Source organism: Pseudoxanthomonas sp. GW835-FHT14C01 (genome assembly GCF_058793715.1).
The window spans coordinates 833,787-859,540 of the sequence record NZ_JBXAGB010000002.1 but is presented as its reverse complement, the minus strand read 5'-3'; the positions used below and the strand labels follow the sequence as shown (position 1 = coordinate 859,540).

General features: G+C 67.8%; 21 protein-coding genes and 1 tRNA gene. 5 read left to right on the top strand and 17 right to left on the bottom strand.

The window, feature by feature from the left end; translation table 11 throughout:
* Positions 1-38: 38 nt before the first annotated feature.
* Together AC1Q5B_RS10850 and AC1Q5B_RS10845 are read right to left on the bottom strand one after the other, a co-directional pair.
* Positions 39-950 carry a M48 family metallopeptidase gene (locus tag AC1Q5B_RS10850; RefSeq protein WP_492631671.1) on the bottom strand — a complete coding sequence of 304 codons (912 nt, stop codon included), beginning with the start codon at positions 948-950 and terminating at the stop codon, positions 39-41.
* A 17-nt stretch (positions 951-967) separates the two neighbouring features.
* Positions 968-2,839, bottom strand: a complete 1,872-nt coding sequence (locus tag AC1Q5B_RS10845; RefSeq protein ID WP_492631670.1) for a formylglycine-generating enzyme family protein — start codon at positions 2,837-2,839, stop codon at positions 968-970.
* Positions 2,840-2,941: 102 nt separating this feature from the next.
* Between AC1Q5B_RS10845 and rnd the strand changes: the two genes are divergently transcribed.
* The gene (gene rnd, locus AC1Q5B_RS10840; protein WP_492631669.1) at positions 2,942-4,051 is read left to right on the top strand and encodes a ribonuclease D; all 1,110 of its coding nucleotides are present in this window, start codon (positions 2,942-2,944) and stop codon (positions 4,049-4,051) included.
* Positions 4,052-4,068: 17 nt separating this feature from the next.
* Positions 4,069-4,144, top strand: a tRNA-Ala gene (locus AC1Q5B_RS10835).
* A 126-nt stretch (positions 4,145-4,270) separates the two neighbouring features.
* Here AC1Q5B_RS10835 and AC1Q5B_RS10830 read toward each other — a convergent pair.
* Together AC1Q5B_RS10830 and AC1Q5B_RS10825 are read right to left on the bottom strand one after the other, a co-directional pair.
* Positions 4,271-7,033 carry a TonB-dependent receptor gene (locus AC1Q5B_RS10830; protein ID WP_492631668.1) on the bottom strand — a complete coding sequence of 921 codons (2,763 nt, stop codon included), beginning with the start codon at positions 7,031-7,033 and terminating at the stop codon, positions 4,271-4,273.
* 319 nt (positions 7,034-7,352) lie between these two features.
* A complete protein-coding gene (locus AC1Q5B_RS10825) occupies positions 7,353-8,969 on the bottom strand; it encodes an alpha-glucosidase family protein (protein WP_492631667.1) in 1,617 nt (538 codons plus the stop codon).
* Positions 8,970-9,337: 368 nt separating this feature from the next.
* Here AC1Q5B_RS10825 and AC1Q5B_RS10820 point away from each other — a divergent pair, with 368 nt between their 5' ends.
* Positions 9,338-10,723 (top strand): MFS transporter, encoded by a 1,386-nt coding sequence (locus tag AC1Q5B_RS10820; RefSeq protein ID WP_492631666.1) that lies wholly within the window; start codon positions 9,338-9,340, stop codon positions 10,721-10,723.
* Positions 10,723-12,399 (top strand): alpha-amylase family glycosyl hydrolase, encoded by a 1,677-nt coding sequence (locus tag AC1Q5B_RS10815; RefSeq protein WP_492631665.1) that lies wholly within the window; start codon positions 10,723-10,725, stop codon positions 12,397-12,399. The genes AC1Q5B_RS10820 and AC1Q5B_RS10815 overlap by 1 nt, the downstream gene beginning before the upstream one ends.
* A 3-nt stretch (positions 12,400-12,402) precedes the next feature.
* Here AC1Q5B_RS10815 and AC1Q5B_RS10810 read toward each other — a convergent pair whose 3' ends face one another.
* The 8 genes from AC1Q5B_RS10810 to AC1Q5B_RS10775 all read right to left on the bottom strand — a co-directional run bounded on the left by AC1Q5B_RS10810 (position 12,403) and on the right by AC1Q5B_RS10775 (position 17,713).
* Positions 12,403-13,983 carry a PepSY-associated TM helix domain-containing protein gene (locus tag AC1Q5B_RS10810; protein WP_492631664.1) on the bottom strand — a complete coding sequence of 527 codons (1,581 nt, stop codon included), beginning with the start codon at positions 13,981-13,983 and terminating at the stop codon, positions 12,403-12,405.
* A 10-nt stretch (positions 13,984-13,993) separates the two neighbouring features.
* On the bottom strand, positions 13,994-14,257 hold the full coding sequence (locus tag AC1Q5B_RS10805) for a hypothetical protein (protein WP_492631663.1): 264 nt from the start codon (positions 14,255-14,257) through the stop codon (positions 13,994-13,996).
* The gene (locus AC1Q5B_RS10800; protein WP_492631662.1) at positions 14,257-14,523 is read right to left on the bottom strand and encodes a hypothetical protein; all 267 of its coding nucleotides are present in this window, start codon (positions 14,521-14,523) and stop codon (positions 14,257-14,259) included. The genes AC1Q5B_RS10805 and AC1Q5B_RS10800 overlap by 1 nt, the downstream gene beginning before the upstream one ends.
* A gap of 128 nt (positions 14,524-14,651) precedes the next feature.
* Complete coding sequence (locus AC1Q5B_RS10795; RefSeq protein ID WP_492631661.1) at positions 14,652-14,993, bottom strand: hypothetical protein; 342 nt, start codon at positions 14,991-14,993, stop codon at positions 14,652-14,654.
* A gap of 131 nt (positions 14,994-15,124) precedes the next feature.
* A complete protein-coding gene (locus AC1Q5B_RS10790; RefSeq protein WP_492632087.1) occupies positions 15,125-16,159 on the bottom strand; it encodes a LacI family DNA-binding transcriptional regulator in 1,035 nt (344 codons plus the stop codon).
* A gap of 190 nt (positions 16,160-16,349) precedes the next feature.
* Positions 16,350-16,832, bottom strand: a complete 483-nt coding sequence (locus AC1Q5B_RS10785; protein ID WP_492631660.1) for an OsmC family protein — start codon at positions 16,830-16,832, stop codon at positions 16,350-16,352.
* 37 nt (positions 16,833-16,869) lie between these two features.
* A complete protein-coding gene (locus tag AC1Q5B_RS10780; RefSeq protein ID WP_492631659.1) occupies positions 16,870-17,391 on the bottom strand; it encodes a rhodanese family protein in 522 nt (173 codons plus the stop codon).
* Positions 17,392-17,401: 10 nt separating this feature from the next.
* Positions 17,402-17,713, bottom strand: coding sequence for an ArsR/SmtB family transcription factor (locus AC1Q5B_RS10775; RefSeq protein ID WP_492631658.1), 312 nt, complete (start codon positions 17,711-17,713; stop codon positions 17,402-17,404).
* Between the two features lie 71 nt (positions 17,714-17,784).
* On the opposite strand from AC1Q5B_RS10775, the gene AC1Q5B_RS10770 reads away from it, so the two are divergent.
* The gene (locus tag AC1Q5B_RS10770; protein WP_492631657.1) at positions 17,785-18,645 is read left to right on the top strand and encodes an MBL fold metallo-hydrolase; all 861 of its coding nucleotides are present in this window, start codon (positions 17,785-17,787) and stop codon (positions 18,643-18,645) included.
* Positions 18,646-18,651: 6 nt separating this feature from the next.
* On the opposite strand, the gene AC1Q5B_RS10765 is transcribed toward AC1Q5B_RS10770, so the two are convergent.
* From AC1Q5B_RS10765 to thrA, 5 genes are all read right to left on the bottom strand, one after another.
* Positions 18,652-19,386, bottom strand: coding sequence for a murein L,D-transpeptidase catalytic domain family protein (locus AC1Q5B_RS10765; protein ID WP_492631656.1), 735 nt, complete (start codon positions 19,384-19,386; stop codon positions 18,652-18,654).
* 56 nt (positions 19,387-19,442) lie between these two features.
* Positions 19,443-20,483 (bottom strand): L,D-transpeptidase, encoded by a 1,041-nt coding sequence (locus AC1Q5B_RS10760; RefSeq protein ID WP_492631655.1) that lies wholly within the window; start codon positions 20,481-20,483, stop codon positions 19,443-19,445.
* Positions 20,484-20,633: 150 nt separating this feature from the next.
* A complete protein-coding gene (gene thrC, locus AC1Q5B_RS10755) occupies positions 20,634-21,923 on the bottom strand; it encodes a threonine synthase (protein ID WP_492631654.1) in 1,290 nt (429 codons plus the stop codon).
* Between the two features lie 55 nt (positions 21,924-21,978).
* Complete coding sequence (locus AC1Q5B_RS10750) at positions 21,979-22,914, bottom strand: homoserine kinase (protein WP_492631653.1); 936 nt, start codon at positions 22,912-22,914, stop codon at positions 21,979-21,981.
* Between the two features lie 31 nt (positions 22,915-22,945).
* Positions 22,946-25,438, bottom strand: coding sequence for a bifunctional aspartate kinase/homoserine dehydrogenase I (gene thrA, locus AC1Q5B_RS10745; RefSeq protein WP_492631652.1), 2,493 nt, complete (start codon positions 25,436-25,438; stop codon positions 22,946-22,948).
* Positions 25,439-25,754: the final 316 nt, after the last annotated feature.

The following is a 25,754-nucleotide window of genomic DNA, read 5'->3' as shown; positions in this document are numbered from 1 at the left end:
GACCGGCCGCGCGCCCTCGATTCGCGGGAGCCACCGCGTCACCGTGCGGCGCCCTGCGGGCAGAACCTCTGCCGATATTCCTTGGCCTTCGGCATCAGCGCGGTGAGGTTCTGGATGCGCGTGCCGGGGTTGGGATGGGTGGACGAGAACTCCGGGGGCGCCTGCCCGCCGCTGGCCTCGCTCATGCGCTGCCACAGCGGGACGGCTTCTTCCGGGTTGAAGCAGGCCGCGGCGGCCAGCATCAGGCCGACTTCATCGGCCTGCGTCTCGTGCTCGCGCGCGTAAGGCAGCAGGTACCCATAGCCCATCGCCGCCATGACCATCTGTTGCTGCTGCGGATCCATGCCGCTCATCGCGCCGGCCATCTGGCCGATCTGGGTGAGCTTCTGCTGCGACATGCGCTGTGCGCCGTGGCGCAGCAAAGCGTGGGCGATCTCGTGGCCCATCACCACGGCGACGGCATCGGCGTTCTCCGCCACCGGAATCAGTCCGGTGTAGACGGCCATCTTGCCGCCGGGCAGGCAGAACGCGTTGGCCTGGTCGGACTGGATGACGTTGACGTCCCACTCGAAGGTCTTCCAGTTGCCGCTCGGCTGGGTGCCCTTCTCCTGCGCGATCGCCGCCTCCACCTCGGGGATCTTGGCGATCAGGCGTTGCGCGATCGTGCGCACCTGTTGCGCGATCTGCGAATTCGGATCGACCGGCCGCTCCTGCGACAGGATCTCCTGATAGGCCTGCAGCCCGAGCGCCTTCTCTTCCTCCACACCGATGGAGTTGTCGATCAGCACCTTCTCGCCGCTGTAGGGATCGACCACGCGGTTGCTGAAGTAATAGCAGCCACCGTAGATCAGGAAGCCCAGCAGGATGAGCCAGCGCAGGTTGCCCAGTCCGCCGCCACGACGCCCGCCGCCCTGACCGTACTGCGAACGCCCGTTAGGATCTTGCCTCATGCCCCTCTCCCTGGCGGCTAGATGCCGCGTACGACGCGGAAGCCCACCCGCGCATTAGTCATATCCGAATCCGAGGACGAACGCCATGCGGCCCGCGCCTGGGCCGGGGAACTGGCCCACGAGCCACCGCGCACCACCCGCGACCGGCAGCCGGGATTGAACCATGCGGCGCCGTCGGCCGGCGCGCGCCGGTAGCTGGCGTGCCAGCAGTCGCCGACCCATTCGCTGGTGTTGCCCTCCAGGTCCTTCAGGCCGAAGGCATTGGCGCGGAACTTGCCCACCGGTGCCGGCCCCCAGTACCCGTCGCCGTAGCCGACGAAGGCGTTGTTCCAAGTCCGCCCGCTGGGCGAGCGGTCGTTGCCGCCGGTGAGGTTGGCGACGCCGCGTGGCGGCTGGCCGTTGCCCCAGGGGTAGCGGCCCTGTTCGCCGGCGCGCAGGGCGTACTCGTATTCGGCCTCGCTGGGCAGGCGATAGCCGTGGCCGGTCTGCCCGGCCAGCCATTCCGCATAGGCCTCGGCGTCGTACACGCTGACGTGTAGCACCGGCATGTTGTCGCTGGCCGGCTGGCCGGCGTAGTCGGAGCGCCAGTCCACGCCGCTGCGCCGCACGAAGTTGCCGCTGCGTTCGTCGTACACGATCGAATGTCCGCGGCGCGTCGCGCGCGGACGGTACTGCGTGGCCTCGACGAAACGGCGGAATTCGCCGACCGTCACCGCGTGCCGCGCCATCGCGAAACCGCGATCGAAGCGCACGTAGTGCGCCGGCTTCTCGGCATCGGCCGCGCCGTTCTCGTCGTCGGCGGCGCCCATCAGGAAGCCGCCATGGGGCACGACCACCATTTCCGGGCCACGCCCACCGTAATGCAGCGCATCGGTGAACGCCTGCCCCGGGCGGAACTGGCCGTAGTAGGTGGCCAGGTCGATGCGCTGGCGGAAGTCGGCCGCCACGCGGTTACCGGGCTCGGCGATGCGCAACACTTCGGTCAGCTTGATGCGGGCGTCCTTCAGGCCCAACGGCGTGGCCATGTCGCGTACGCCGGCATCGCGCAGTTCGACGATGCGCGCCAGGCGGATCGCTTCCACGCGCACGCGCGCATCGGCCACGGTCTGCGCGTCTTCGCGGACCTTGGCCGCGTGGTCCAGCCATGTCCGCGCTGTCTCGAAATCGCTGGCAACCGCGGCGTCCTCGGCCCGCCGGATCATGGCGCTCTCGACCGCCGCCACGCCCTGCATCGCGCGCGCCTGCCCGGGTTTCCATTTCAGTACCTCGCGGAAGCCCGCCAGCGCGCCGCCGCCGCCTTCGCCCAGACGCCCTTCGCGCAGGGCGCGCTCGGCGGCCAGATTCAGTCGCGTGAGCTGGTCGGCTTCGTCGACGCGCGCGAGATACGCGGTGACGGCGGGATCGCCCGGCGCCACGGTGCGGGCGACGGCGGCGATCTGGCGCGCGCGGCGCAGCGACTCGGTCCGGTCCTGGGCATGCCGCAAGGCCTGCGCGCCCTGGTCCAGCAGACGATCCAGGCTACGACCCAGGCCCGTCTTCGCGCGCGCATCGGTGGCATCGAGGCGCAGCAGCGCGAGATAGAGCGGAATCGCATCGTCGGGGCCATCCAACAGGCGCCCCTCGGACAGCGCCTCCGCCGCACGCTGGCGCGCGTCCGCGGCGCCCTCGGACGCCAGCTCAACGGCGGGCGAACGCCAGTTCAATTCGTCGACGGCACTGTCGTCGCCGCTGACGGTGACGCTGGGCATGCGGATCGCATCGGCGCCATCGTCCGCGCCGTCCGGATGCGCGGCATCGCGCGAACAACCGGCGAGCCACGGCAGCGACAACAACAAGGCGGCGAGGATCGCGCGCAAACACCCTCCGTGATGGGAGCCTCCGGCCCCCATGAGAGAATGCCGGCCGACATGACCGGCAGACCTTACCGGCTGAGCCGGGACCTTAGGTTATTGTCGCCTGACTGAGCAAACGACGCATCACGCGGAGAAGACGTGCCCCACTGGATCAACACCCCCGCCGCGCTGGACGCGCACCTGCAACGCCGGCCGACGCGGATCGGCCTGGATACGGAGTTCGTCCGCGAGCGCACCTTCTGGCCGCAGCTCGCCCTGGTGCAGATCGCCATCGAGGACGACGTGCTGCTGGTCGACCCGCTCGCGCCCGGCATGACCGACGCGCTGCGGCCGTGGCTGCTGGACACCACGATCACCAAGGTCATGCACAGCGCCAGCGAGGATCTGGTGGCGTTCAAGGTGGCCTGCGATGCGTTGCCGACGCCGCTGTTCGACACCCAGATCGCTGCGGCCATCGCCGGCGTGGCCGCCGGCATCGGCTACCAGAAGCTGGTGGAACGCGTCACCGGCATCGCGCTGCCCAAGGGCGAGACGCGCTCGGACTGGCTGCGTCGCCCGCTGAGCGACGCGCAGCTGCACTACGCGGCCGACGATGTGCGCTACCTGTTCGCCGTGCACGACATGCTGCAGGCCGAACTGGCCGCTGCGGGTCGTCAGGGCTGGGTGGAAGAGGACTGTGCGCGCTTCGTCGAGAACGCCGCGCATGATGACGGTGAACGCTGGCCGCACCTGTCGATGCGCAGCGCGCAGTTCCTCGACGTCGAGGCGCAGCGGCGGCTGGTGCGCCTGCTGCGTTGGCGCGAAACGCAGGCCCGCGCAAACGACAAGCCTCGCAGCTGGATCCTGGACAACGAACTGGCGGTGGCCCTGGCCCGCACACCGCCCGTGGACAAGGGCGCCCTGCTCCGCCTGTTCGACACGCAGCCGAAGGCCCCGCGCAAACTGGCCGACGCGATCTGGCAGGCCCTGGAAACGCCGCTGGACGATGAGGCATCAATGCCGGTCGCCCGCAACGCCACCGACGGCGACAAGGCCCGGCTCAAGCGCCTGCAGGACGCGGTGGCGGCACGCAGCCTGGAGCTCGGCCTGCCCGACGGCGTGCTGGCCTCGCGCCGCTATCTGGAAGCGCTGCAGGAATCCGGCCAGTGGCCCGCCGCGCTGTCCGGCTGGCGGCGCGGAGAACTGGCCCCCGTGCTGGACCCGATCCTCGACCGTTCAGGCTTGGCACCGGCATCCGCCGCGGGCTAGAATGGCGCCGCTCTTGTGGGGCCATAGCTCAGCTGGGAGAGCGCGTCGTTCGCAATGACGAGGTCGGGAGTTCGATCCTCCCTGGCTCCACCATCCAACACGAAAGGCCAGGCGAATGCCTGGCCTTTTTTGTTGCGTGCAGACCGCACCCGATCGGCTCGCAAAGAAAAAGCCCGCCGGCATGACCGGCGGGCTGGGGACAACGCGTCTCGCGATGGATCAGAACTTGTAGCTGACGCCCAGCAGGTAGCTGCGGCCCCATTCGACGTATTCCAGCGGACGGTCCTTGGTGCCGGCGTAGGTCTGGTAGGCCTCGTCGGTGAGGTTGCTGGCCTGCAGCAGGATGCTCAGCCCGCCCAGCGCGTGGCCTTCCGGGAACGAGTAGCTGACCTGCGCGTCGGTGATGTTCTCGCCGACGACATAGCGCAGCGTGCGGTTGCCGTTGAAGTTGCCGATCTCGCCGATGAAGTCCGAGCGGCGACGCTGGTTGACGCGCGCCTCGAAACCGTTCTTCTCGAAGTACACCGTCAGGTTGTAGACGCGCTTGGACAGACCGGGCAGATCGATGTCGCCGGCGCCGACGCTGGAGGCGCTCTCCGGATCGCGGATCTGGATGTTGCTGTCGTTGAAGGTGGCGCTGGCCACCACACCGAAGCCCTGCAGCGCCTCGCTGAACATGTCGAACGGCAGCGAAGCGGTCAACTCCAGGCCCTGCAGCGTGCCGCCCTCGCCGTTCACCGGCCGCGTGTAGCTGCCGATCGGATCGACGCCGATGCCCGGATAGTTCGCGTTCGGCGGGATGTCCGGCGTATAGGCGGACAGGTCGTAGAACGGATCGGTCTGGGTATAGATGTAGTTGCGCAGGTCCTTGTAGAAATAGGCCGCCGCGACATACGCCTTGGTGCCGAAATACTTCTCGTAGGACACGTCGAACGCATAGGCACGCCACGGATCGAGCAACGGGTTGCCGCCGCTGGCGAAACTGTTGCGCAGGCCATTGTCCTGGTCAGGGCCGTCAGACGCCGTCACTTCAAGCGAGGCACGCAGCTGGTCGACGCGGGGACGCGCCACCTGCTTGGCCAGCGCCACACGCAAGGTCTGGTCGTTCTCGAAGCCGAATGCCAGGTTCATGCTCGGCAGCACGTCGGTGAAGGTCTTGCCCATGTGGATCGGCTGCGGATCGCCGCCGCCGCTCAGCCGGATCGCATCGGAGGACTGGTCTACGCGCTGCACCTGCACGCCGGCGTTGCCGCGCACGCTGACGTTGCCCCACTCGCTGTCGATGTTGCCGCGCAGGAAGGCGGTCGTGGTCTTTTCGCGCACGTCCCAGGCCTTGGCGACCAGGTACGGGAACGCGCTGTCGCTCGGTTCGAACGTCATGTAGCGCGCAACTGCGGCGGGTACGTTCCAAGACGGGATGTAGCCGACGCCGGCGAAGCTCAGATCGACCGGGCGGTACTGCAGGTCCGAAGCGATCGTCGTGTTGCCCTGCGGCCCGAGGTTGATGTTGCCTTCCGGCTGACGCTTGTTCTTCTCGCGGTCGGCGTAGTTCAGGCCGACGTCGATGTCGGACATCCAGGACAGGAAAGTCGGGGCGGGGAACGACGCCGCCAGCTTGCCGGTACGCAGCTCATCGACCACGTTCGGCACCTTGCCGTAGCCCGAGCCGTAGATCGTGCCGGTCAGGTACAGCGATTCCGGATTCGAATAGTCTCGACCCGGGTTGATCTGCGAAAACCCGTTGTTGCGGATCTGCAGCTGCAACGTATCGAGCTGCGGCGCCGGCAACATCTGCGTGTTGTTCTCGAGGTTGAGCTCGTCACGCTTGGCGCGCGACCAGCCGATGTCGGCGACGATGCGCGCCTGGCCGGCGGTGAACTCGTTGTTCCAGCCGAACGCGTTGATCTCGTCTTCGCGCTTGTTGTACATGCCGCGCACCAGTGGATACACATTGCCGACGGTGCCACCGGTGAACGTGTTGCTGCCGTTGATGGACGGATTGGTGACCTGCAGCCGGCCGTAGCCGCCGTTGTAGTCGCCGATATGCACTTCCAGCTGGTTGGCGGTATCGACCTGCTCGGCTTCCGAGTGGAACAGGTCCAGTGTGCTGGTCCAGGCATTCGACGGACGGAACTGCAGGGTCGCCATCACGCCGTCGCGCTTGGTCTCACCGGTGCGGCGCAGCGCCTTGATGCCGTCGGAGTAGAACGTGCCGGACGGTACACCCGGGCGCCAGTTGTCGCCGATCGCCTGCCACGGCTCGTACAGTCCGACCTGGTTTTCCTGGATCGGCGTGGTGGTGTGCGAGTAGCCGATCGAGAATCCGAACGTGCGCGCTTCGTTCTGGGTGATGTAGCTGGCGTTGATGCGTTCGCCGTACGCGGACGAATCCGCCGCGGCGCCCAGCGCGTTGCGCTGGCCGCGCACGCCCACCGTACCGACCGGCGCATCGAAGCTCAGCGGTCGCACGGTCTGCATGTCGATCGTGCCCGACAGGCCCTGGCCGATGAGACCGGCATCGGGCGTCTTGTAGACCGTCACGCCGGCGACGAGTTCGGACGGATACTGGTCGAACTCGACACTGCGGTTGTCGCCGGTGCTGACCATCTCGCGGCCGTTGAGCGTCGTGGTGGAGAAGTCCGGCGACAGGCCGCGCACGCTGATCACCTGCGCGCGACCGGCGACGCGCTGCGCGGCCAGGCCGGGCAGGCGTCCGATGGATTCGCCGATGCTGACATCCGGCAGCTTGCCGATGTCTTCGGCGGACACCGCTTCGACGATGGAGGTGGAATCGCGCTTGACGGAAATCGCGCTCTCGATGCCTCGGCGGATGCCGGTGACCACGACGGTGTCGAGTTCGGTCGCGTCGTTTGCAGGCGCCGGATCAGTGGCGGTGGTGGCGGTCTGGGCCTGTACGCCGGTCGCGGCGAGCGCGATGGCGGACGCCAACGCCGCGCTCAGCAGGTTGCGCTTGTAATGCATGTTCCCCTCTCCAAGGACGTTGTATGCGATGAACCGGGTACGTCGTACGACACGATCGCCCGGGTCTTCCACACCGGGCGTACCGCCCCGGAATGTGCGGCCATGGTAGTGGCGTGCGCAGCCGCACAAATCGGCCTGCATACGTATTCATGCATATTTCCGCGGTCGCCAGTAACGCGCATTCCGCCCGGAAAAAAAGGCCGCGAGGGCGGCGTTCGCACCACGTGCGCGCACGATGTCGGACCGCCGCTGCATGACGACGGTGTAGCGTATCTGCGCGCCATGCGAGCGGCTCCGACGCCCGTTCGGAGCGACAGCGTCAGGCGATCGTCGCGAAGTACGCGCCACGGGGCGGCAACGAGAGCGCCCCGCCCTCCTGTGTCGCGCGCTGCAGGCCGTGGCCGTCCAGCGCGTCGGCGGCGATACCTTCCGGCAATCGCCACTGCACGGCGCCGGCCGACAGATTGAACACCACCAGGACGCGTTGCCCGTCCGCTTCACGCACGAAAGCGAGCACCGGTTCGGGCGCATCGAGGAAACGGATGCTGCCGATACGCAACGCGGGGTGCGTCCGCCGCCAGGCGAGAAATCCACGCACGAGATTGAGCACCGACGACGGATCGGCATCCTGCTTCGCGACGTTGATCGCGCGATGCTCGGCCGGAATCGGCAGCCAGGGCGCGCCCTCGCTGAAGCCGGCCCCGCGTCCGTCATTCCACGGCATCGGCGTGCGGCATCCGTCGCGGCCCTTGAAGTTCGGCCAGAACGTCTTGCCGTACGGGTCCTGCAGCGCTTCGTACGGGACGTCGGCCTCGGGCAAGCCCAGCTCTTCGCCCTGGTACAGGCAGACGGAGCCGCGCAGCGAACATACCAGTGCGACCAGCTGCGCCGCCAGGGCAGGCGATGCATCGCCGTGGCCCCAGCGCGTCACCGCACGCTGCACGTCGTGGTTGGACACCGCCCAGCAGGGCCAGCCTTCGACCATCGCCGCTTCCAGTCGTTCGACCGTGGCGCGGATGTAGCCCGCGCTGCCGTCCTCGGTCAGCAGTTCGAAGCTGTAGCCCATGTGCAGGCGCTGGTCGGTGACGTACTCGGCGGTGGTCGCCAGCGAATCCTCCGACGAGATCTCGCCCAGCGCGGCCGCGTCCGGATAGCGGTCCAGCAGCCCGCGCAGGCGTTCGAGGAAGGCCACGTTCTCCGGCTGCGTATTGTTGTAGTAGTGGTACTGGTAAGCGTAGGGATTGTCGGGACTGAAGCCGCGGCCCACGCGCTGTTCTTTCGGCTTCGGCGGGTTATCGCGCAGCTGCGCGTCGTGGAAGCAGAAGTTGATCGCGTCCAGGCGCAGGCCGTCGACGCCACGGTCCAGCCAGAACTGCACGTTGTCGAGCGTCGCCTGCTGCACGGCCGGGTTATGGAAATTCAGATCCGGCTGGCTGGCCAGGAAGTTGTGCAGGTAGTACTGCTCCCGGCGGGGTTCCCAGCGCCAGGCGACGCCGCCGAACAGCGACATCCAGTTGTTGGGCGGCGTGCCGTCTTCCTTCGGATCGGCCCACACGTACCAGTCGGCCTTCGGGTTGTCCCGACTCTCGCGGCTTTCCTTGAACCAGGCGTGCTCCACCGAACAGTGGCTCAGCACCTGGTCGATCATCACCTTGACGCCGAGCGCATGCGCCTTGGCCAGCAGGCGATCGAAGTCGGCCAGCGTGCCGAACAACGGGTCCACGTCGCGGTAGTCGGCGATGTCGTAGCCGAAGTCGGCCATCGGCGACTTGAAGAACGGCGAGATCCAGATGGCATCCACGCCCAGGCCGGCGATGTAGTCGAGCTTCTCGACGATACCCGGCAGGTCCCCTACCCCGTCCCTGTTGGTGTCCAGGAAGCTGCGGGGGTAGATCTGGTAGATCACCGCGCCACGCCACCAGCTGTTCTTCGTCATCGATGCACCCGTCGCAATGCGTAACGCACCCCTCCGGCGCGCTCGGCGGGCGCCACTATTCCACGAGGCATCGACATGCGCGCAGGCGGGTCGCCGTCGCCGGGCATGAATACGTATGCAGATGACGACATGGGAAGGCTACGCGTCGAACGCGGCGTGACGCATCGATCGCGCGCGCCGGCCCCTGAAACGCAGGCGCACCAATGGTTTTCGATGTCGCGATGCGCAGCGACGACGCATTACCGAGCACGTGCCTGCATGCCGGCGTTGTTTGCGGTGCAGCATGGAATCGGCCTCGCATGCCGGCAAGATGCCGCGACGCTCGCGACCGCGACCCCGCACTCCTACCGCACCGCCAGGGAATCCGAATGACCGCCAAGCCCCGCCTGTCCTTCTGGCAGATATGGAACATGTCGTTCGGCTTCCTCGGCATCCAGTTCGGCTTCGCGCTGCAGGGCGGCTTCATGTCGCGCATCTTCCAGACACTGGGCGCGGAAAAGGATGCACTGCCGCTGTTGTGGATCGCCGCACCGTTGACCGGCCTGCTGGTGCAACCCGTGATCGGCTATTTCAGCGACCGCACCTGGCATCCGCTGCTCGGCCGCCGACGCCCCTATTTCCTCGCCGGTGCGATCCTCAGCTCGATCGCACTGGTCTTCATGCCGCACTCGCCGACGCTGTGGATGGCCGCCGGTCTGCTGTGGGTCCTGGACGCGAGCATCAACATCAGCATGGAGCCGTTTCGCGCGCTGGTGGCCGACAAGCTGCCGGAAAGCCAGCGCTCCTACGGTTTCGTCCTGCAGACGCTGATCATCGGCATCGGCACGTGGGTGGCCAGCAACCTGCCGTGGTTCATCACCCAGCTCGGCGTGCCCAACGAGGCGGGGCCGGGCATCGTGCCGCCTTCGGTGAAGATCGCCTTCGCCATCGGCGCCTTCGTGTTCATGGCCAGCATCCTGGTGACCATCTTCACCACCCGCGAGTATCCGCCGGAGGACATGGAACGCTTCCGCGCGGAGAAGCGCGCGCAAGGCAATGTCGCCAGCGAAATCCTCCACCATGTGATCCACATGCCGGCGCAGATGGGGCGGCTGGGCGTCGTGCAGTTCTTCAGCTGGCTGGCGTTCTTCACGATGTGGAGCATGGCCACGCCCGGTCTGACCGAACACGTGTTCAAGGCGCCGGCCCCCGATCCGGCCCTCTTCGACATGGCCGTACCCGCGCAGGCCGCCGCCTTCACCCGCGCGAATGCGGCCTTCCAGAACGCCGCCGATCTGGTCGGCTCCTACATGGGCTACTACGGCCTGTCGTCGATGCTGGTCGCGCTGCTGCTGAGCTTCTACGCGGCCCGCCTGCCGCTCAACCGCAAGGCCGTGCATGCCGGCTCGCTGGTGCTGGGCGGCATCGGCTTCCTGTCGATGTGGTTCGTGCCGCATCCGTCCTGGCTGATGGGCTCGTTCGCGCTGGTCGGCGTGGCGTGGGCCAGCATCCTGTCGATGCCGTATGCCCTCCTGTCCAGCCACGTGCCGGCGGAGAAGATGGGCATCTACATGGGCATCTTCAACATGTTCATCGTCATTCCGCAGATCGTGGCCGCCACCTTGCTCGGCCCGGCACTGCGTGGCCTGTTCGACAACCAGGCCATCTTCGCCCTGGTCATCAGCGGCACCAGCCTGCTGCTCGCGGCGCTTTCGCTGGCCGGTGTGCGGGAAACCCACGACACCGCTCTTCCAACACAGCCGCAGGTGCATTGATGCGACTTCCCCGCCCACGTCCTTTCGCCCTCCTGCTGGCGTCGCTGCTCGGTGCGCCTGCCGCCTACGCCGCCGACGACTTTTACGGCACCACCGAGCCGTTCGCGAAGGAAGCCGTCTACTTCGTCCTGACCGACCGCTTCGTCAACGGCGATCCGTCGAATGACCATCGCGACCAGGGCGGCAATAACCCGACCTTCGACCGTCCGACCCCGGGTGCGCCGGAGGGTCGCACGGACAACATCGGTTACCTGGGCGGCGACTTCAAGGGCGTGCTGGACAACGCCGGCTACATCCGCGACCTCGGCTTCACCTCGGTGTGGATCACGCCGATCGTCGACAACCCCGACGAAGCCTTCACCGGCGGCGAAGAAGTGAAATGGGAAGGCATGTTCACCGACCGCGGCAAGACCGGTTACCACGGATACTGGGGCATCAACTTCTACAAGCTGGACGAACACCTGCCGAGCGAAGGCCTGGATTTCGCCGGATTCACCCGTGGCATGAAGGAGCAGAAGCTGGACGTGGTGCTCGACATCGTCGGCAACCACGGCTCACCGGCCTACTCCATGCCGAAGATGCAGCCGCAGTACGGCAAGGTCTGGGACAAGGACGGCAAGCTGGTCGCCGACCACCAGAACCTGGATCCCGACCGGCTGGACCCGCGCCGCAAGCCGATGCATGCCTTCTACAACACCGGCGGCGGGCTGGCGCAGCTGTCCGATTTCAACGAGAACAACCCGGCGGTGATGGACTATCTGGTCGGCGCGTACGAGCAGTGGATCGACCAGGGTGCGGCGGCGTTCCGCGTGGACACGATCGCATGGATGCCGCATGCGTTCTGGAAGCAATTCGCCGACCGCATCCGCGCGAAAAAGCCGGGCTTCTTCATGTTCGGCGAGAACTTCAACTACGACGCCGCCAGCATCGCCGGCCATACCTGGACGCGCAACGGAAGCTACAGCGTGCTGGACTTCCCGCTGAAGGCGAAGCTGACGGAGGTGTTCGAGAAGCCCGGCACCAGCTACGAGGAACTCGGCAAGGCGCTGTACCTGGAGGACGGTCCGTACGCCAATCCCTACGACCTGATGACGTTCTACGACAACCACGACATGGCACGGATGAACGCCGCCGACACCGGCTTCATCGATGCGCACCACTGGCTGTTCACCGCACGCGGCATTCCGGTCATCTATTACGGCTCCGAGACCGGCTTCGAGCGCGGCCATGCCGAGCACGCGGGCAATCGCAACTATTTCGGTCAGGCGCGCATCGATGCCGCACCGCAGAGCCCGATCTTCGCGCCGCTCAAGCGCATCGCCACGCTGCGCCGCGACACCCCTGCCCTGCAACGGGGCCTGCAGCTCAATGTTCGGTTGAAAGGCGACCAGGCGGTTTTCTACCGCGTGCTCCAGCACGAAGGCGTCACCCAGACCGCGCTGGTGCTGCTGAACAAGGCCGATGCGCCGACGACGCTGTCGGTGTCCGAATATCTGGAAGCCGGCACGTGGCGGGATGCGTTCACGGGCAAGACCCAGCGCGTTCGCAATCGCCTGCAGGCGGAGGTACCGGCGCACGGCGTACGCGTGTTCCTGTTCGAGAAGCCGCTCACGCGTGCCGACACCCGTACGCGCCTCGCGGACCTGATGGCCCGCAAGATCACCGATCCCCGATAAGCCTCAGCGGCGGGAGGGCAGCGTCCACACGCTGTTCGGCTCGCCGTCGCGGGCACGTTGGCGCGTCACGCGCGCGAGCCAGGCGAAGCCGACCGCCATCGCCAGCGCGCCGGCATCGATGGCGAACAACGCGGTATGCCCGGCTGCGGCGCTCTGCCATAGCCAGGCACCGGTCAGGGCGCCATGCGCGACCGGCACCAGCGCGGTGACGACGGCCGCGGCGCACAACAAGTCGATGGCGGCCCGGACCGGCGGCCGCAGCAGCGCCCAGGCCAGGCACGCCGCCCACACCGCGAAGCACGCGGTATTGACGCCGGCCGACACGCCGATGCCCCACGCCGCCCCCTTCGCCTCGAACAGCTGCGATGCGACAAAGGCCGCCGAGATCGCCACGCACACGCCGATGCAGAAACCGACGGTCGCCTTCGCCATCCAGACTTGCGCCGCGCCCTGCTCCGCCTGCCGCCGCTTGCGGCGCGATTCGATCCACAGCAGGTTGCCGGAATAGAACAGGAAGGCGCCGCCGACGCCCAGCAGGAAGTAGAGCCACTGCACCCATGCATTGCCGTACTCGCCGAAGTGCAACAGGTAGGCGATCGACAGGGTGGCGTGGTTGGCGTCGCGGTTGCCGGGCAACTGGCTGGCGACGAGTTCGCCCGTGCTGGCATTCAGCGCGACGGCACCGAGCACCCCCAAGGTACGGGGTGCCTCGCCGGTGATCTCGACGAGTGCATTCGCATCGCCGGCATGCGTGAGCTTCAGGTAAATCGGTTCGAAGGCGTCGAGTCCCTGCTTGCGGGCTTCTTCCTGGGCACGCGCATGCCACATCGCCAGGCGTCCCGGCGCCTGAGGCTTGCCCGCTGCGGCCACCTGCGGCGCCGTGTCCAGCGCGGCCGGCATGGCCTCCATCAGTTTGCCGCCGTAGATCAGCGGATTGAGCGCCGCGGCCACCACCATCGACAGGCACAGCAATGCGCCCGTGACGGCGAACATCACGTGCATCGGCAGGCCCAGCACGCCGATGAGGTTGTGGGCGTCCTGCCAGAACCGCTTGAGGTTGCGACCGGGTCGCAGCGCGAACAGGTCTTCCACCAGCCTGGGCAGGTGGATCACGATGCCGGACACCAGCGCCACGGCGTACAGCAGGCTGACGATACCCATCAGGTAGATGCCGGCGACCGGGATGCCCAGGGAGTAGTGCAAGGCGTTGACCAGTTCGGCGAGTGCCGCGGCAGGCGGCTCGGTACTGCCGGCCAGATCATCGGGCGTGGCGTAGTACCAGGTGCCCTTGGCATCCGGCCAGTAGACGAGCGGCTGCGCCGATTCTTCGCCGGGAAACATCATGCCGACCCAGCTGCGTGCGTCGGGATGGCGCTTCAGCGTCTCGTCGAGCAGGTGCTGGGCGTCGTCCAGCGTGCCGACGGGCTGCTCGACGCCATGCGGCGACTGCCAGACCATCAGGTCATGGTGGAACACGGTGATCGCGCCCGCGTAGAAGGCGACGAACAACGCGAAGCCCGCGACCAGGCCTACCCAGGTGTGCAGGGTGGTGAACGTGCGCAGCGTGGAGGACTTCAGTTTCAAGCGACGACTCCTACTGCACCCAGTGCAGGTGGCGCAGCAACGTCAGCGCCCCCAGCCCGGCCACGGCGGCCAGGCTGTAGACCGCCCAGGCGCGCGCGCCGCTGCGGAACTGGAAGCCCGCGCAGAACACGCCCACCCAGACCGGGAAGAACACCAGCCCGCTGGCCACCAGCGTGGATTGCCAGGGCCCCGGCAAGAGCCAGCCGACCAGACCGACGAGGGCGGCCGAGAGGAAAAATCCCGGCACGATGCCGGCGGTCGCACGCGCCCACATCAGCCGTCGCTCCGTGTGTCGTTCGCGATGCGCAGGCCGGCGACATAGGGCAGCGCCATCAACGCGAACATCCACGTGCCGAGCATCGCGCAGGTACCGGCGCCGGCGCCCAGCGCGTGTATCCACAACGCCAGCGACACCAAGGCAAGCCATGCTCCAGCCCAGGTGCCGACACGCCCGACGCGGCGCCATGCGCCCCAGCGGCAATGACGGGAGCCGGCGTACAACGCCGCCGCCGACAGGAACGTCGCGAGCGTGGCCAGCATGCTTATCCATCCTTCCGTCATGGCGTTACCCGGCACCTGATCGTCTTCATCGAACGCTGCATCCAGGAAAGCGCAAGAACAGGGCTACAACGCCCACCGCGCAGCGATCGGCCGCGCAGTGGATGCGCTTACCGCGCAAAGTGGGCCGTGGCGGTCAGCGTGCGCGGGTAACCGTAGCAGCACCCGTCGGCGGAGTTGCAGGTACTGACGTACTCCTTGTCGGACAGGTTCTGCTCGTTGTGGAGGCCACGGTCCTGCAGGTCGCGCGCCGTAATGATCGAGAGGGATTGCGGGACTTCGATCAGCGGTGTGTCGGTCTTCGTCGCGGTTCCGGTGTCCCTCGGGATCGGGGCCAACACCCTGACGGCATCGAGCGTTGCGGCGTCGTCGGTCTGCGCCACGGCGAAGACGGGCGTCGCCAGCACGACCGCGATGGCGAAGCTGAGGGAACGGAGCGTGGTGCGGGTCATCGGGGGCGGGCTCGAACGCGGCCGGGTACCCGTGCCGCCGCCTGCCGGTCGACCTCGGGTCACGGGCCATGCCTGCCTCAGCCAAAATAAGAATGATTCTTATCTTATGACCAGCACCCCTTTTCAGGCAATCAGTCCGTGCCCGTCGAGCCCCGCAAGGCCAGCCGGACCGGGATGGTCCGGCTCTCGACCGGCTCCCCATTGACGAGCGCCAGCAGCGTTTCCACCAGCAGCGTGCCGGCGAGCTTGGTGTCCTGCTGCACGGTGGACAGGCCCGGATTCATGGAACTCGCGAGCGGAATGTCGTCGAAGCCGGCGACCGCCACGTCCTCGGGCACGCGCCGGCCATGTTCCCGCAACGCCTTCATCGCGCCGACGGCGATCAGGTCGCTGGCGGCGAACACCGCATCGAACGCCGCACCGCGCGCCAGCAATGCGCTGGCGGCCTCGTAACCCGACTGCTCGGTGGTGATCGCATCGGTCTGAAGCGCGTCATCCGGGGCAATGCCTGCCGCTTCGAGCGCCCGGCGGTGGCCGAGGTAACGCTCGAAGAACTCCGGATAGTGGTTCGACGCGTGCCCCAGGAACGCGATGCGGCGGCGCCCGCGCGCCAGCAAGTGCGCGGTGATGTCGTGCCCGCCCTGGGCGTTGTCGCACCCTATCGATACCCCCGGCGTATCCGGTTGCACCGCGCCCCAGCGGACGAAGTGCGTGCCCTGCTCGACCAGACGCTCGAGTCGGCTGCGCGATTCCAGGTAGTCGCCATAGCCGAGCAGGATGATGCCGTCGGCCTTCTTGCTGTCTTCGTAGTCGGCCTGCCAGTCGTTGGACAGTTGCTGGAACGAGATCAACAGGTCGTAACCGCGCAGCGCGCAGGCCCGCGTGATGCTGCCCAGCATCGACAGGAAGAACGGATTGATCGCCGATTCGTCCGGCGTCGGATCTTCGAAGAACAGCAGCGCCAGCGTGCCGGAGTGCTGGCGCCGCAGGTTGGATGCGTTCTTGTCGACCTTGTAGTTGAGCTGCTCGGCGATGGCCAGGATGCGCTTGCGCGTCTCCTCGTTGACCATCGGGCTGCCGCGCAGCGCGCGCGATACGGTGGGCTGCGACACGCCCGCCAGGTGGGCGATGTCCAGCGAAGTGGCCTTCCCCTTGATGGGCGCGATCACGGATGGATTCGGAAAAGGACGGCGGAGGCCCGGATCATGCCACGCCCGGCCACCGGCGGCGATCCGGGAGCGCCGGATTTCCCGGCCTTTCCCGTCCTCCTGCGGGAGCGATGCAAGTCGCGATGACGCGTTACCGGTGCCCGATCGCGACTTGCGTCGCCCCCACAAGCCGCCACCCATCCGCAGCTCAGGATTCGCCCTGCTCGGTCCGCGCCGTGCCGTGCAACTGCACGCCCTCGGCATCGGTGACGCTGACCGACACATCGATGCCGTGGCGCACGCTCTCGGTGACCACGCAGAAATTCTCGAACTGGGCCAGGATCCGCTCCAGCGACGCATGCGCCGCCCCCGCCTCGGCCAGCCGGATATCGGCATGGATGTGCCCGACGCGCAGTCGACCCTGCTCGTTCCGCACCAGGTCGGCGGTCGCATGGGTGACCAGCTTGCCCGGCGTGTTCTTGAACTTCCGCAAGGCGAACAGCAGGCTGGCCGACAGGCAGTTCGCCACGGCCGACAGCAGCAGGCGGCTTGGATTCGGCCCTTCGCCCTTGCCCAGCGGCGGCGGCTCGTCGGTCATCAGGTCGGCGATGGTGGCCTCGTCGAAGCGGATGCGGAAGGCATAGTCGTCTTCCTGCTCGAGGGTCAGGCTGATGCGGGGGGACTCACTCATGGAAGGCTCCGCGAGAACGAAAGGGGAATGGGCCGGATCATGGCACCACCCGGCGATTCCACGGCAACCATGCCAGCACGCGCGCCATCCCGCAGAACCCGCTGACGCCGGCGAACACCAGCCCTGCGCCCACGAAGCCGGACAGCAGCAGCCCATACGGGGACGCCACCCCGGCCACCACGACACCGCACAGTACCAGCGAGCCAGCGGCAATCTGCACCTGCCGCATCAGCGCGATCGGCTGGCGACGGTCCACGTGAACCGGCAGGCCGGCCCGCTTCCAGGCCTCCAGACCGCCGGACATCAGGAATGCTTCGCACCCCGCCGCCGACGCCAGTGCCGCCGCATTCGCCTGTGTGCGGGCACCTGACCGGCAGTGGAAGATCACCGTCGTCGCCGTCCCCGTGGGCAACGCCGCCGGAGCCTGCGAAATCGGCCACAGGAGGGCGCCCGGGATGCGCTCCCGCGCGTACTCGTCGCGATCGCGGATATCGACCAGCACGGCTCCGCTCTCGCGTAGCGCATGCGCCTGGTGCGGGGAAAGGGAGGGAATCGTCATTGGGGTTTCCTCATGGGCAGAAGATATCCTTCAGCAACGCCACGACCCGCGCCACGCGCGGCTCGGCGATGCGGTAATACACGCTCTGGGCCTCGCGGCGACTGTCGACCAGCCCGTCGTCGCGCATCTTCGCCAGATGCTGCGACAACGCGGACGGACTGAGCCCGACCTGCTGCGCGAGTTCGCCGGCACTACACTCGCCCTGCGCGACCAGGATGCACAGGACCAACAGCCGGCCGTCGTGCCCCAGCGCGCGCATGAGCGCTGCGGCATCGGCCGCGCTGGCGCGCAGTTGTTCCAGTTCTCGCTGCCTGAACGGCATCGCCCCGCCTTTACTTTAGACTTTACTTAATTTAGTTTTACCTAAATCAAAAAGCAAGCCTGGATATCTCCATGACTTCCCCTGCGCTGCACGCCTGGTTCGACGAAGCGACCAACACGATCACGTACGTGGTCTGGGACCCGGCCACCCGCCACGCCGCGATCATCGATCCGGTGCTGGATTACGACCACCGCTCGGGCCGTGCGTCGCATCGCGCCGCCGACACGCTGCTGGGCTTCGTCGCCGACCACGACCTGACGGTGCGGTGGATCCTGGAAACGCATGCGCATGCCGACCATCTCAGCGCGGCGCCCTACCTGAAGGAGAAGACTGGTGCGTCGATCGGCATCGGCGAGCGCATTACGGACGTGCAGCGCACGTTCGCGCCGCTGTTCGGACTGGACGATGTCAGCGGCGACGGCCGCGAATTCGACCGGCTGTTCCGCGACGGCGACGTGTTCCCGCTCGGCGGATTGCAGGTCGAGGTGCTGCACACGCCCGGACACACGCCGGCCTGCGTCTCCTACCGTATAGGCGATGCCGTGTTCGTCGGAGACACGCTGTTCATGCCCGACTATGGCACCGCGCGCGCCGATTTTCCGGGTGGCGACGCGCGCACGCTGTACCGCTCGATCCAGAAGCTGCTGGCACTGCCACCGCAGACGACGCTGTACCTGTGCCACGACTACAAGGCGCCGGGACGCGACCATTACGCATGGGAAACCACGGTCGCCGACGAGCGAGCACGCAACGTGCACGTGGGGGGCGGCGTGGACGAGGACAGCTTCGTCGCGATGCGCGAGGCGCGCGATGCCACGCTGTCCGCGCCGGCGCTGCTGCTGCCCTCGCTGCAGGTCAACATCCGCGCGGGCCGCCTGCCCGAGCCCGAAGCGAACGGCCGCCGCTATCTGCGGATCCCGCTCAAGATCTGAGGCGGTTCAACCGCCCGGCGCGGACGATGCCGGATGGGCTGCAACGCCTTCGCCGCAATCCGCACCGAGAAGACGCGACTGCGTCAGCCAGGCTGGATCGGGGTAGTACGCGAACAGGAACGACCCACCGCGGATGCTGTCGATCAGCGGCTGCGCCACCGCCGCGCGTACCGCCGGACAGCCCAGACTGCGGCCCAGACGTCCCTGCGCACGCACCAAGGCGTCGCTGACGTAGGGCGCGCCATGGATGACGATCGCACGTTCGCGCGCCTTGTCGTTGAACCCGGGTTCCAGCCCCTGCAGGCGCAGCGAGTAGCCATTGGCGCCGCGGTAGGACTCCTGCGTGACGAACGCCCCCAGGCTGGACATGTAGCTGCCGGTGGCGTTGGAGAAACGCGTCGCGAGGTTCTCGCCAGTGTTGCGTCCGTGTGCGACGCGCTCCTCGAACAGCAGGCGCGCGCGCTCCAGATCGAACACCCACAGGCGCGGTTGCGTCGACGGCATCGAATAATCGATCACGCTGAGGCGGCGCATCGGCACGGGTTCGCCGCGCCGGATCGAACACGTCATCGCGTGCGCTGCCATCGACAGCACCTCGCGATCCAGCGACGGCGCAGCGCGATGCAGACGTTCGACCAGGCGGTCCGGCGACGACGAGGCCGACGCTGCCAACACGATGCCGGATTGCGATCCGGCCACCATGGCAATACACAGCGACAGCAAGCGGCGGGATCGGTTCATCACGGGACTCGGGTATCGGTGGGAAAGCGCCGGCGTCCCGATTCCGTCCGCAAGGCTCAGCGCATGGAGGGTGTGGGGCTGGCTTCGTCGGATTCCAAGACCGGCACGGACGGCTGGTCACCCGGCGTTGCGCGCACGCCCGGCAGGTCGGACAGCAGTACCGTGGTACCGGGTTTCAGCACGCCGTACAGGCGACGCGCGAAATCCTGCGGAATCCAGAACGAATCGCCCAGCGTGCGCAGCGGCGGCATCGGCGCGCCGGCCTCCCCGAGCACGCGGTGCGCGACCCACCGGTGTTCCTTCTGTTGCGGATCGAGCAGGCTGGGGATGTCCTCCATCTCGGTCGTCATCACCAGCAGCACGGTGCCGTTGAGCGCGAAGTCGCGGACCATCTGCAGCGGTGCGGCACCGATCAGCACGCCGTTGCGCAGCACCGACACGCGCTGGTCGTACAGGCTGACCAGGATGCTGACCGGGCCTTCGGGCGACGCCGCCTCGTTCCAGTAGACCTCGTACGCCGACAGGTCCGGATGCGCCGCCTGCCCGCCCGCCGTGACAGGCGCGAGTACCGCGGGATGCACCAGACTGGCCGGCGAGGCCTTCGCGTTCGCCACCACGACCGAATCGCCGAAGCGGGTGATGCCGAACAGCTTCTCCGCGAAGGCCTGCGGCAGCCTGACGCAGCCATGCGAGGCCGGATAGCCCGGCAGGTGGCCGCCGTGCAGCGCGATGCCATCCCAGGTCAGCCGCTGCATGTAAGGCATCGGCGCGTTGTTGTAGAGGTTGGAGCGATGGTCCTTGTTCTTCTGCAGGATGGTGAACACCCCAGTCGGCGTGTCCTTGCCGGCCTTGCCGGAACTGATCGTCGACACGCCGATGGCGATGCCGTTTCGATAGACATAGGCGCGCTGCTCGTCCAGGCTGACCACCAGCACCACCGGTCCTTCCGGCGCGACCTGCGGATACCAGAGGTATTCGCCCGGCTTCAACGCGCGGACATCGGGAGGCGAGACCACGGATTGGGCCTGCGCTGCAGGCGGGGTGATCCCGCACAGCAGCGTGGCCAGCAGGAGGGCGGGCAGGAAATGTCGCGTCATCCGTTGAGCTTAGCGCAGGAGCAACCCCATCGCCCATGCGCCCGGGGAACGCCCAGCGGGCCCGGTGCGTGGAAGCGACCCAGGTCGCGACTGGCCATGCGACAGGCGTTCGCGACTCACGTCGCTCCCACGCAGGACATTGACGTCCCGCTACGCCAGCAGGCGCTCGCGCAAGGCGTCGTAGTCGGCAGGGATCGGAGCAGCACGCGCCGGACGCGACAGCAGGTCGGCCAACGCGGGCGGCACCTCGACCGCGTGACCGACCAGCGGTTCGACCACGCTTTCGAACTTGGCCGGATGCGCCGTCGCCGCCACCGCCCAGTCGCCGCCTTCGCCCTGCGCGCGCAGGTCTTCCAGCACCTTCATGGCCGTTGCCGTGTGCGGGCAATGCAGTTCGCCGTGATCGCGATAACGCCGTGCGATCACCTCGCGGATCGTGGCGTCGTCGACGCTGGCCGCGGTGAACGCTTCGCGCAGCGCCGCGTCATCGCCCTGGTACAGCCAGCGGAGACGTTCGAAGTTGCTCGGCGCACCCACGTCCATCGCGTTGGCCAACGTCGCCACGCTGGCGGCCGGCGCGTAGTCGCCACCGGCGAAGAAGTCGGGCAGCACCCGGTTGGCATTGGTCGCCAGCACGATGCGGCCCAGCGGCACGCCGAGCGCACGCGCCAGGATCGCCGCCATCGCATTGCCCAGATTGCCGGTGGGGATGACGACGTTCAGCGCTCGCCCCGTCGCCGCGCGGTGGGTCAGTGCTGCATGCGCGTAGTAGCTCATCTGTGGCAGCAGGCGCCCGAGGCTGATGCTGTTCGCGGAACTCAACGGCGCCTGCGCCTGCAGTTCCGCGTCATTGAGCGCCCGCTTCACCAGCGCCTGGCAGTCGTCGAACGCGCCGGCCACGCGCAACGCGGTGATGTTGTCGCCGAAGCAACCCAGTTGGTGCGCCTGCCGCGGCGATACGCGGCCATCCGGGTAGAGGACCACGACGCGCAGTCCCGGCTGGCGATGGAAGGCCGCCGCCACCGCCGCGCCGGTATCGCCGGACGTGGCGACGAGGATCGTCAGCGGCGTGGCTTCATCGCGCCGCAGCCGCGCCATGCTCGCGGCGAGGAAACGCGCACCGAAGTCCTTGAACGCGGCCGTCGGTCCGTGGAAAAGCTCCAGCGCGTGATCGCGCGGCGTTCCGAGCGCGCGCAGCGGCGCGGGGAAATCGAAGGCTTCGCGGCAGATCGCGGCCAGTTCGCCCTCCAGGGCATCGCCGACGAAGAACGGGGCGAGCAGCGAGGTCGCGGTCCCTGCGATATCCGCAGCCGGAGCCAGGCCCCGGGATGGCGGCAGTGCGTCGGGGACATACAGCCCGCCATCGGGAGCGAGGCCGGCGGCGATCGCCTGGCTGAGCGTGACGGCGGGCGCGGCGTTGCGGGTCGAGATGAAGTTCATGGTCTGCCGTGGCGATGGCGCCGCGCGCGAAGCGGGCGCCCGAAGAAAGAAAGGATCAATTGGCGGAAAGCAACTCGGCGCCGGTCGCGTTGATCGGCGACACCCACGCCTGGCTGTCGAAACCGGCAGCGGCGAACGCAGCCTGCACGGCCGGTGCGGCGGCCTCCGCCTCACCGCGCGACTCGAACCACGCGAACACGCTGGGGCCGGCACCGGAGATGCTCGCGCCCATCGCACCGGCGTCGAGCGCCGCCCGTTTCGCCGCATCGAAACCGACGATCAGCGGCGCGCGACGCGGCTCGACCAGCACATCCCGAAGGCCATCGCGCACCAGCGTCGCGTCGCCGGCATGGCAGCCGGCGAGCACCAGCGCCAGGTTGGCGCTCTGCGCGACGAACTCCTTCAGCTCGTAGGCGCCCTGCAGGGCGGCACGCGCGCGGCGCGTCTCGAGGATCGCCTCCGGATGCACGAGCACGCTGTGCCAGTGCTCCGGCACCGGCACGCGCACCAGCCGGTCCGCCGTGGACAGCACCAGCCCGCCCAGCAGCATGGGACCCAGGTTGTCGCCGTGCCTGCCGCCACTGGCGACGGCTTCGCCGACCAGCGCGTGCGGATACAGCTGCTCGTGCGTCAGTGGCGCATCCAGCAGCGCATTGGCGGCGACCAGCGCGGCCACGCAGGATGCCGCCGAGCCGCCCATGCCCGAGCCGAGCGGAATGCCCTTCTCGATCTCCACCTCGAATCCGAACGGCAACGCCAGCGCCTCGCGCAACGAGATCAACGCCGCACCCGCGGTGTTGCCCGGCGCGTCCAGCGGCAGGTCGACGGTAGCGCCGCGGATGGCCGCGATGCGCACCTGGCTCGCCTCGGCCTCGATGCGGCGAACGGTGACGGTGTCGCCGACGCCTTCGATCACGTGGCCGAGGATGTCGAATCCCACGCCCACGTTGCCCACCGATGCCGGCGAGAACGCGCTTGCCTGCTGCCTCATGCCCATTCCATGTTCCTCGTCATCGGATGCCTCACAGCTTCGCGCCCTGCCCCGCCGCCACCCGCAGCACATCGGCGAACACGCCGGCCGCGGTGACTTCCGGACCCGCGCCCGGGCCCTGCACGATCAGCGGATTGTCGCAGTAACGGCGGGTGGTGAACTGCACGATGTTGTCGGTCAGGCGCAGGTTGCCGAACGCATGCGAAGCCGGCAATTCGACCAGACCGACGCTGGCGCGACCTTCCGCGTCCAGCCGGGCGACGTACCGCAGTACGTTGCCCGTAGCGCGTGCCGCGGACAGCCGTGCGTCGAAGCCGGCATCGACTTCGGTCAGGCGCGCCATGAAGTCGTCGACGCTGGCCTGGCGCAACGCTTCGGGTACCAGGCTTTCCACCTGCACGTCCTCCAGCGCGAGTTCGCGCCCTGCCTCGCGCGCCAGGATCACCAGCTTGCGGGCGACGTCGGTACCGGACAGGTCGTCGCGCGGATCCGGCTCGGTATAGCCCAAGCCGCGCGCCTCGGTGACCAGCGTCGAGAACGGCACGCTGCCGTCGAACTTGTTGAACAACCACGCGAGCGTGCCGGAAAAGATGCCTTCCACCGAAACGACCGTATCGCCCGTATCCAGCAGGTCGCGCAGCGTGGAGATCACCGGCAGGCCCGCGCCGACGGTCGCCTCGTAACGGAACCGCGCACCGCTGGCGGCCGCGGCCTCGCGGATCGCGTGGTAACGCGCCAGCGGTCCGGCACCGGCCTGCTTGTTCGGCGTGATCACGTGGATGCCGGCGGCCAGCCAGTCGGCATAGCGGTCCGCGACCACCGGACTGGCGCTGCAGTCCACGATCACCGCGTGCGGCATGTGCGCCGACACCAGATGCTGGGTGAAACGGTCCAGGTCGGCAGACTGCGTGCTGGCATCGAAGCGCGCGCGCCAGTCGGCGCCGATGCTGCGCTCATCCAGCAGCATGCGCTTGCTGGACGCGATAGCGCGCAGGCGCAGGTCGAGGTTGGCCTTGCCCAGCAGCTGCGGCTGCGCAGCCCGCAGTTGTTCGATCAACGCACCGCCGACATTGCCCGGCCCGATCACGCCGACCGCGAACGTCTGCGGCGACAGCCAGAAGCCCGCATGCGCCGCACGCAGCGCCTTGGTCGCGTCGGCGCCATCGATGGCCACGGAGATGTTGCGCTCGGACGAGCCCTGCGCGATCGCCAGGATGTTGACCTGTGCACGCGCCAATGCGCCGAACAGGCGTGCCGATACGCCCGGTGTGCCGGCCATGCCGTCGCCGACCGCGGCGAGCACGCTGACCCCATCGCGGCGCTGCACGCGCTGGATCTGCCGCGTATCCAGTTCGTGTGCGAACGCGTCGAGCAGCGCCGCCTGCCCCTTGGCCGCTTCGCTGGCCTTGACCACGCAGCAGATCGAATGCTCCGAAGAACCCTGCGAGATCATCACCACCGACACGTGCGCGTTGCGCAACGCCGCGAACACACGTTCCGCCGTGCCCGGCACGCCGATCAGGCCGGTGCCTTCGAGGTTCAGCAGTGCCAGGTCGGCGCTGAGGGTCAGGCCCTTCACCGGACCCACGGCGTCGCGCTCGGCGGTGATGCGGGTGCCCGGATGCTCCGGATGGAAGGTATTGCGGATGATGATGGGCAGGCCGCGCTCCATCGCCGGCGACATGGTCTGCGGATGCACGACCTTGGCGCCGAAGTAGGCCAGTTCGCAGGCTTCGTCGTAGCTCAGCGCGCCCAGTTGCACCGCTTCCGGGACCACCCGCGGATCGGCCGACAGCACGCCATCGACATCCGTCCAGATATGCAGCTCGGCCGCGTCGTACAGCGCAGCGAAGATCGCCCCGGAGTAGTCGCTGCCGTTGCGGCCCAGGGTGGTGAAGCGGCCCTCGCGGTCGCGGGCGACGAAGCCGGTGGCCACCACGCGGCGCTGCGGATGCGACGCCTGCCACGCGGCCAACCGTTGCGCGCTGACCTCCCAGTCGACCACCACGCCGAGGTCGCCATGGTCCACGCGCAGCACTTCACGCGCGTCCAGCACGGCGCATGCCTCGCCCTGCAGGGTCAGGTATTCGCCCAGCAGGCGCGCCGAACACACTTCGCCCAGTCCCTGCACGCGTTGCAGGACGAGTTCCGGCAGGCCGCCGATGACGATCAGTGCGTTAAGGATGTCCTCCAGCTTCTCGAAACGCTCGTCCACCCATTCGATGACCGGCCCCGCCGCTTCGCCCAGCAGCGCCACCGCAGCGCCACGGTGGCGCGCACGCAGGTCATGCCAGCTTTCATGCCATTCGGGACGATTGGCGGCCGCCAGTTCGCAGAGTTCGATCAGGGCGTCGGTGACGCCTTTCATCGCCGATACGACGGTGACCTGCACGTCCTCGTCGCGCGCGAGCAGCAGCTGCGCGACGTGGCGATAGCGGTCGGCATCGGCGACGGAGGTGCCGCCGAACTTGTGGACGACGGTACGGGGTTTGGGTTGTTCGACTTCGGCGTTGCGGGACGACATGGGTCAGGAACCTCGTTAAGGAGGCCCGGCACGCATCAGGAAGTGGGTTGGCCCTGCATCCTGATCCGGGTGCGGGGCCGTGGTCTGCGAATTACGCGAACACAACCAACCGCACCCGACGAGTCAGGGTGGTAATGGTGGTGGTAATACCCGTGCGCCCGGTGCCTGCACGCGACATCACCGGCTGCGGGGCCGGTGCGGAAAACGTCGCGTGCGGGAGAAGGGGGCGCATGGCGGAAGAAAAGCACGTCACCCCGGGGGGCTGTCAAGCGTTGCGTCGCAACAAAGCCAATGATTTCAGATGGATGCAACTGAA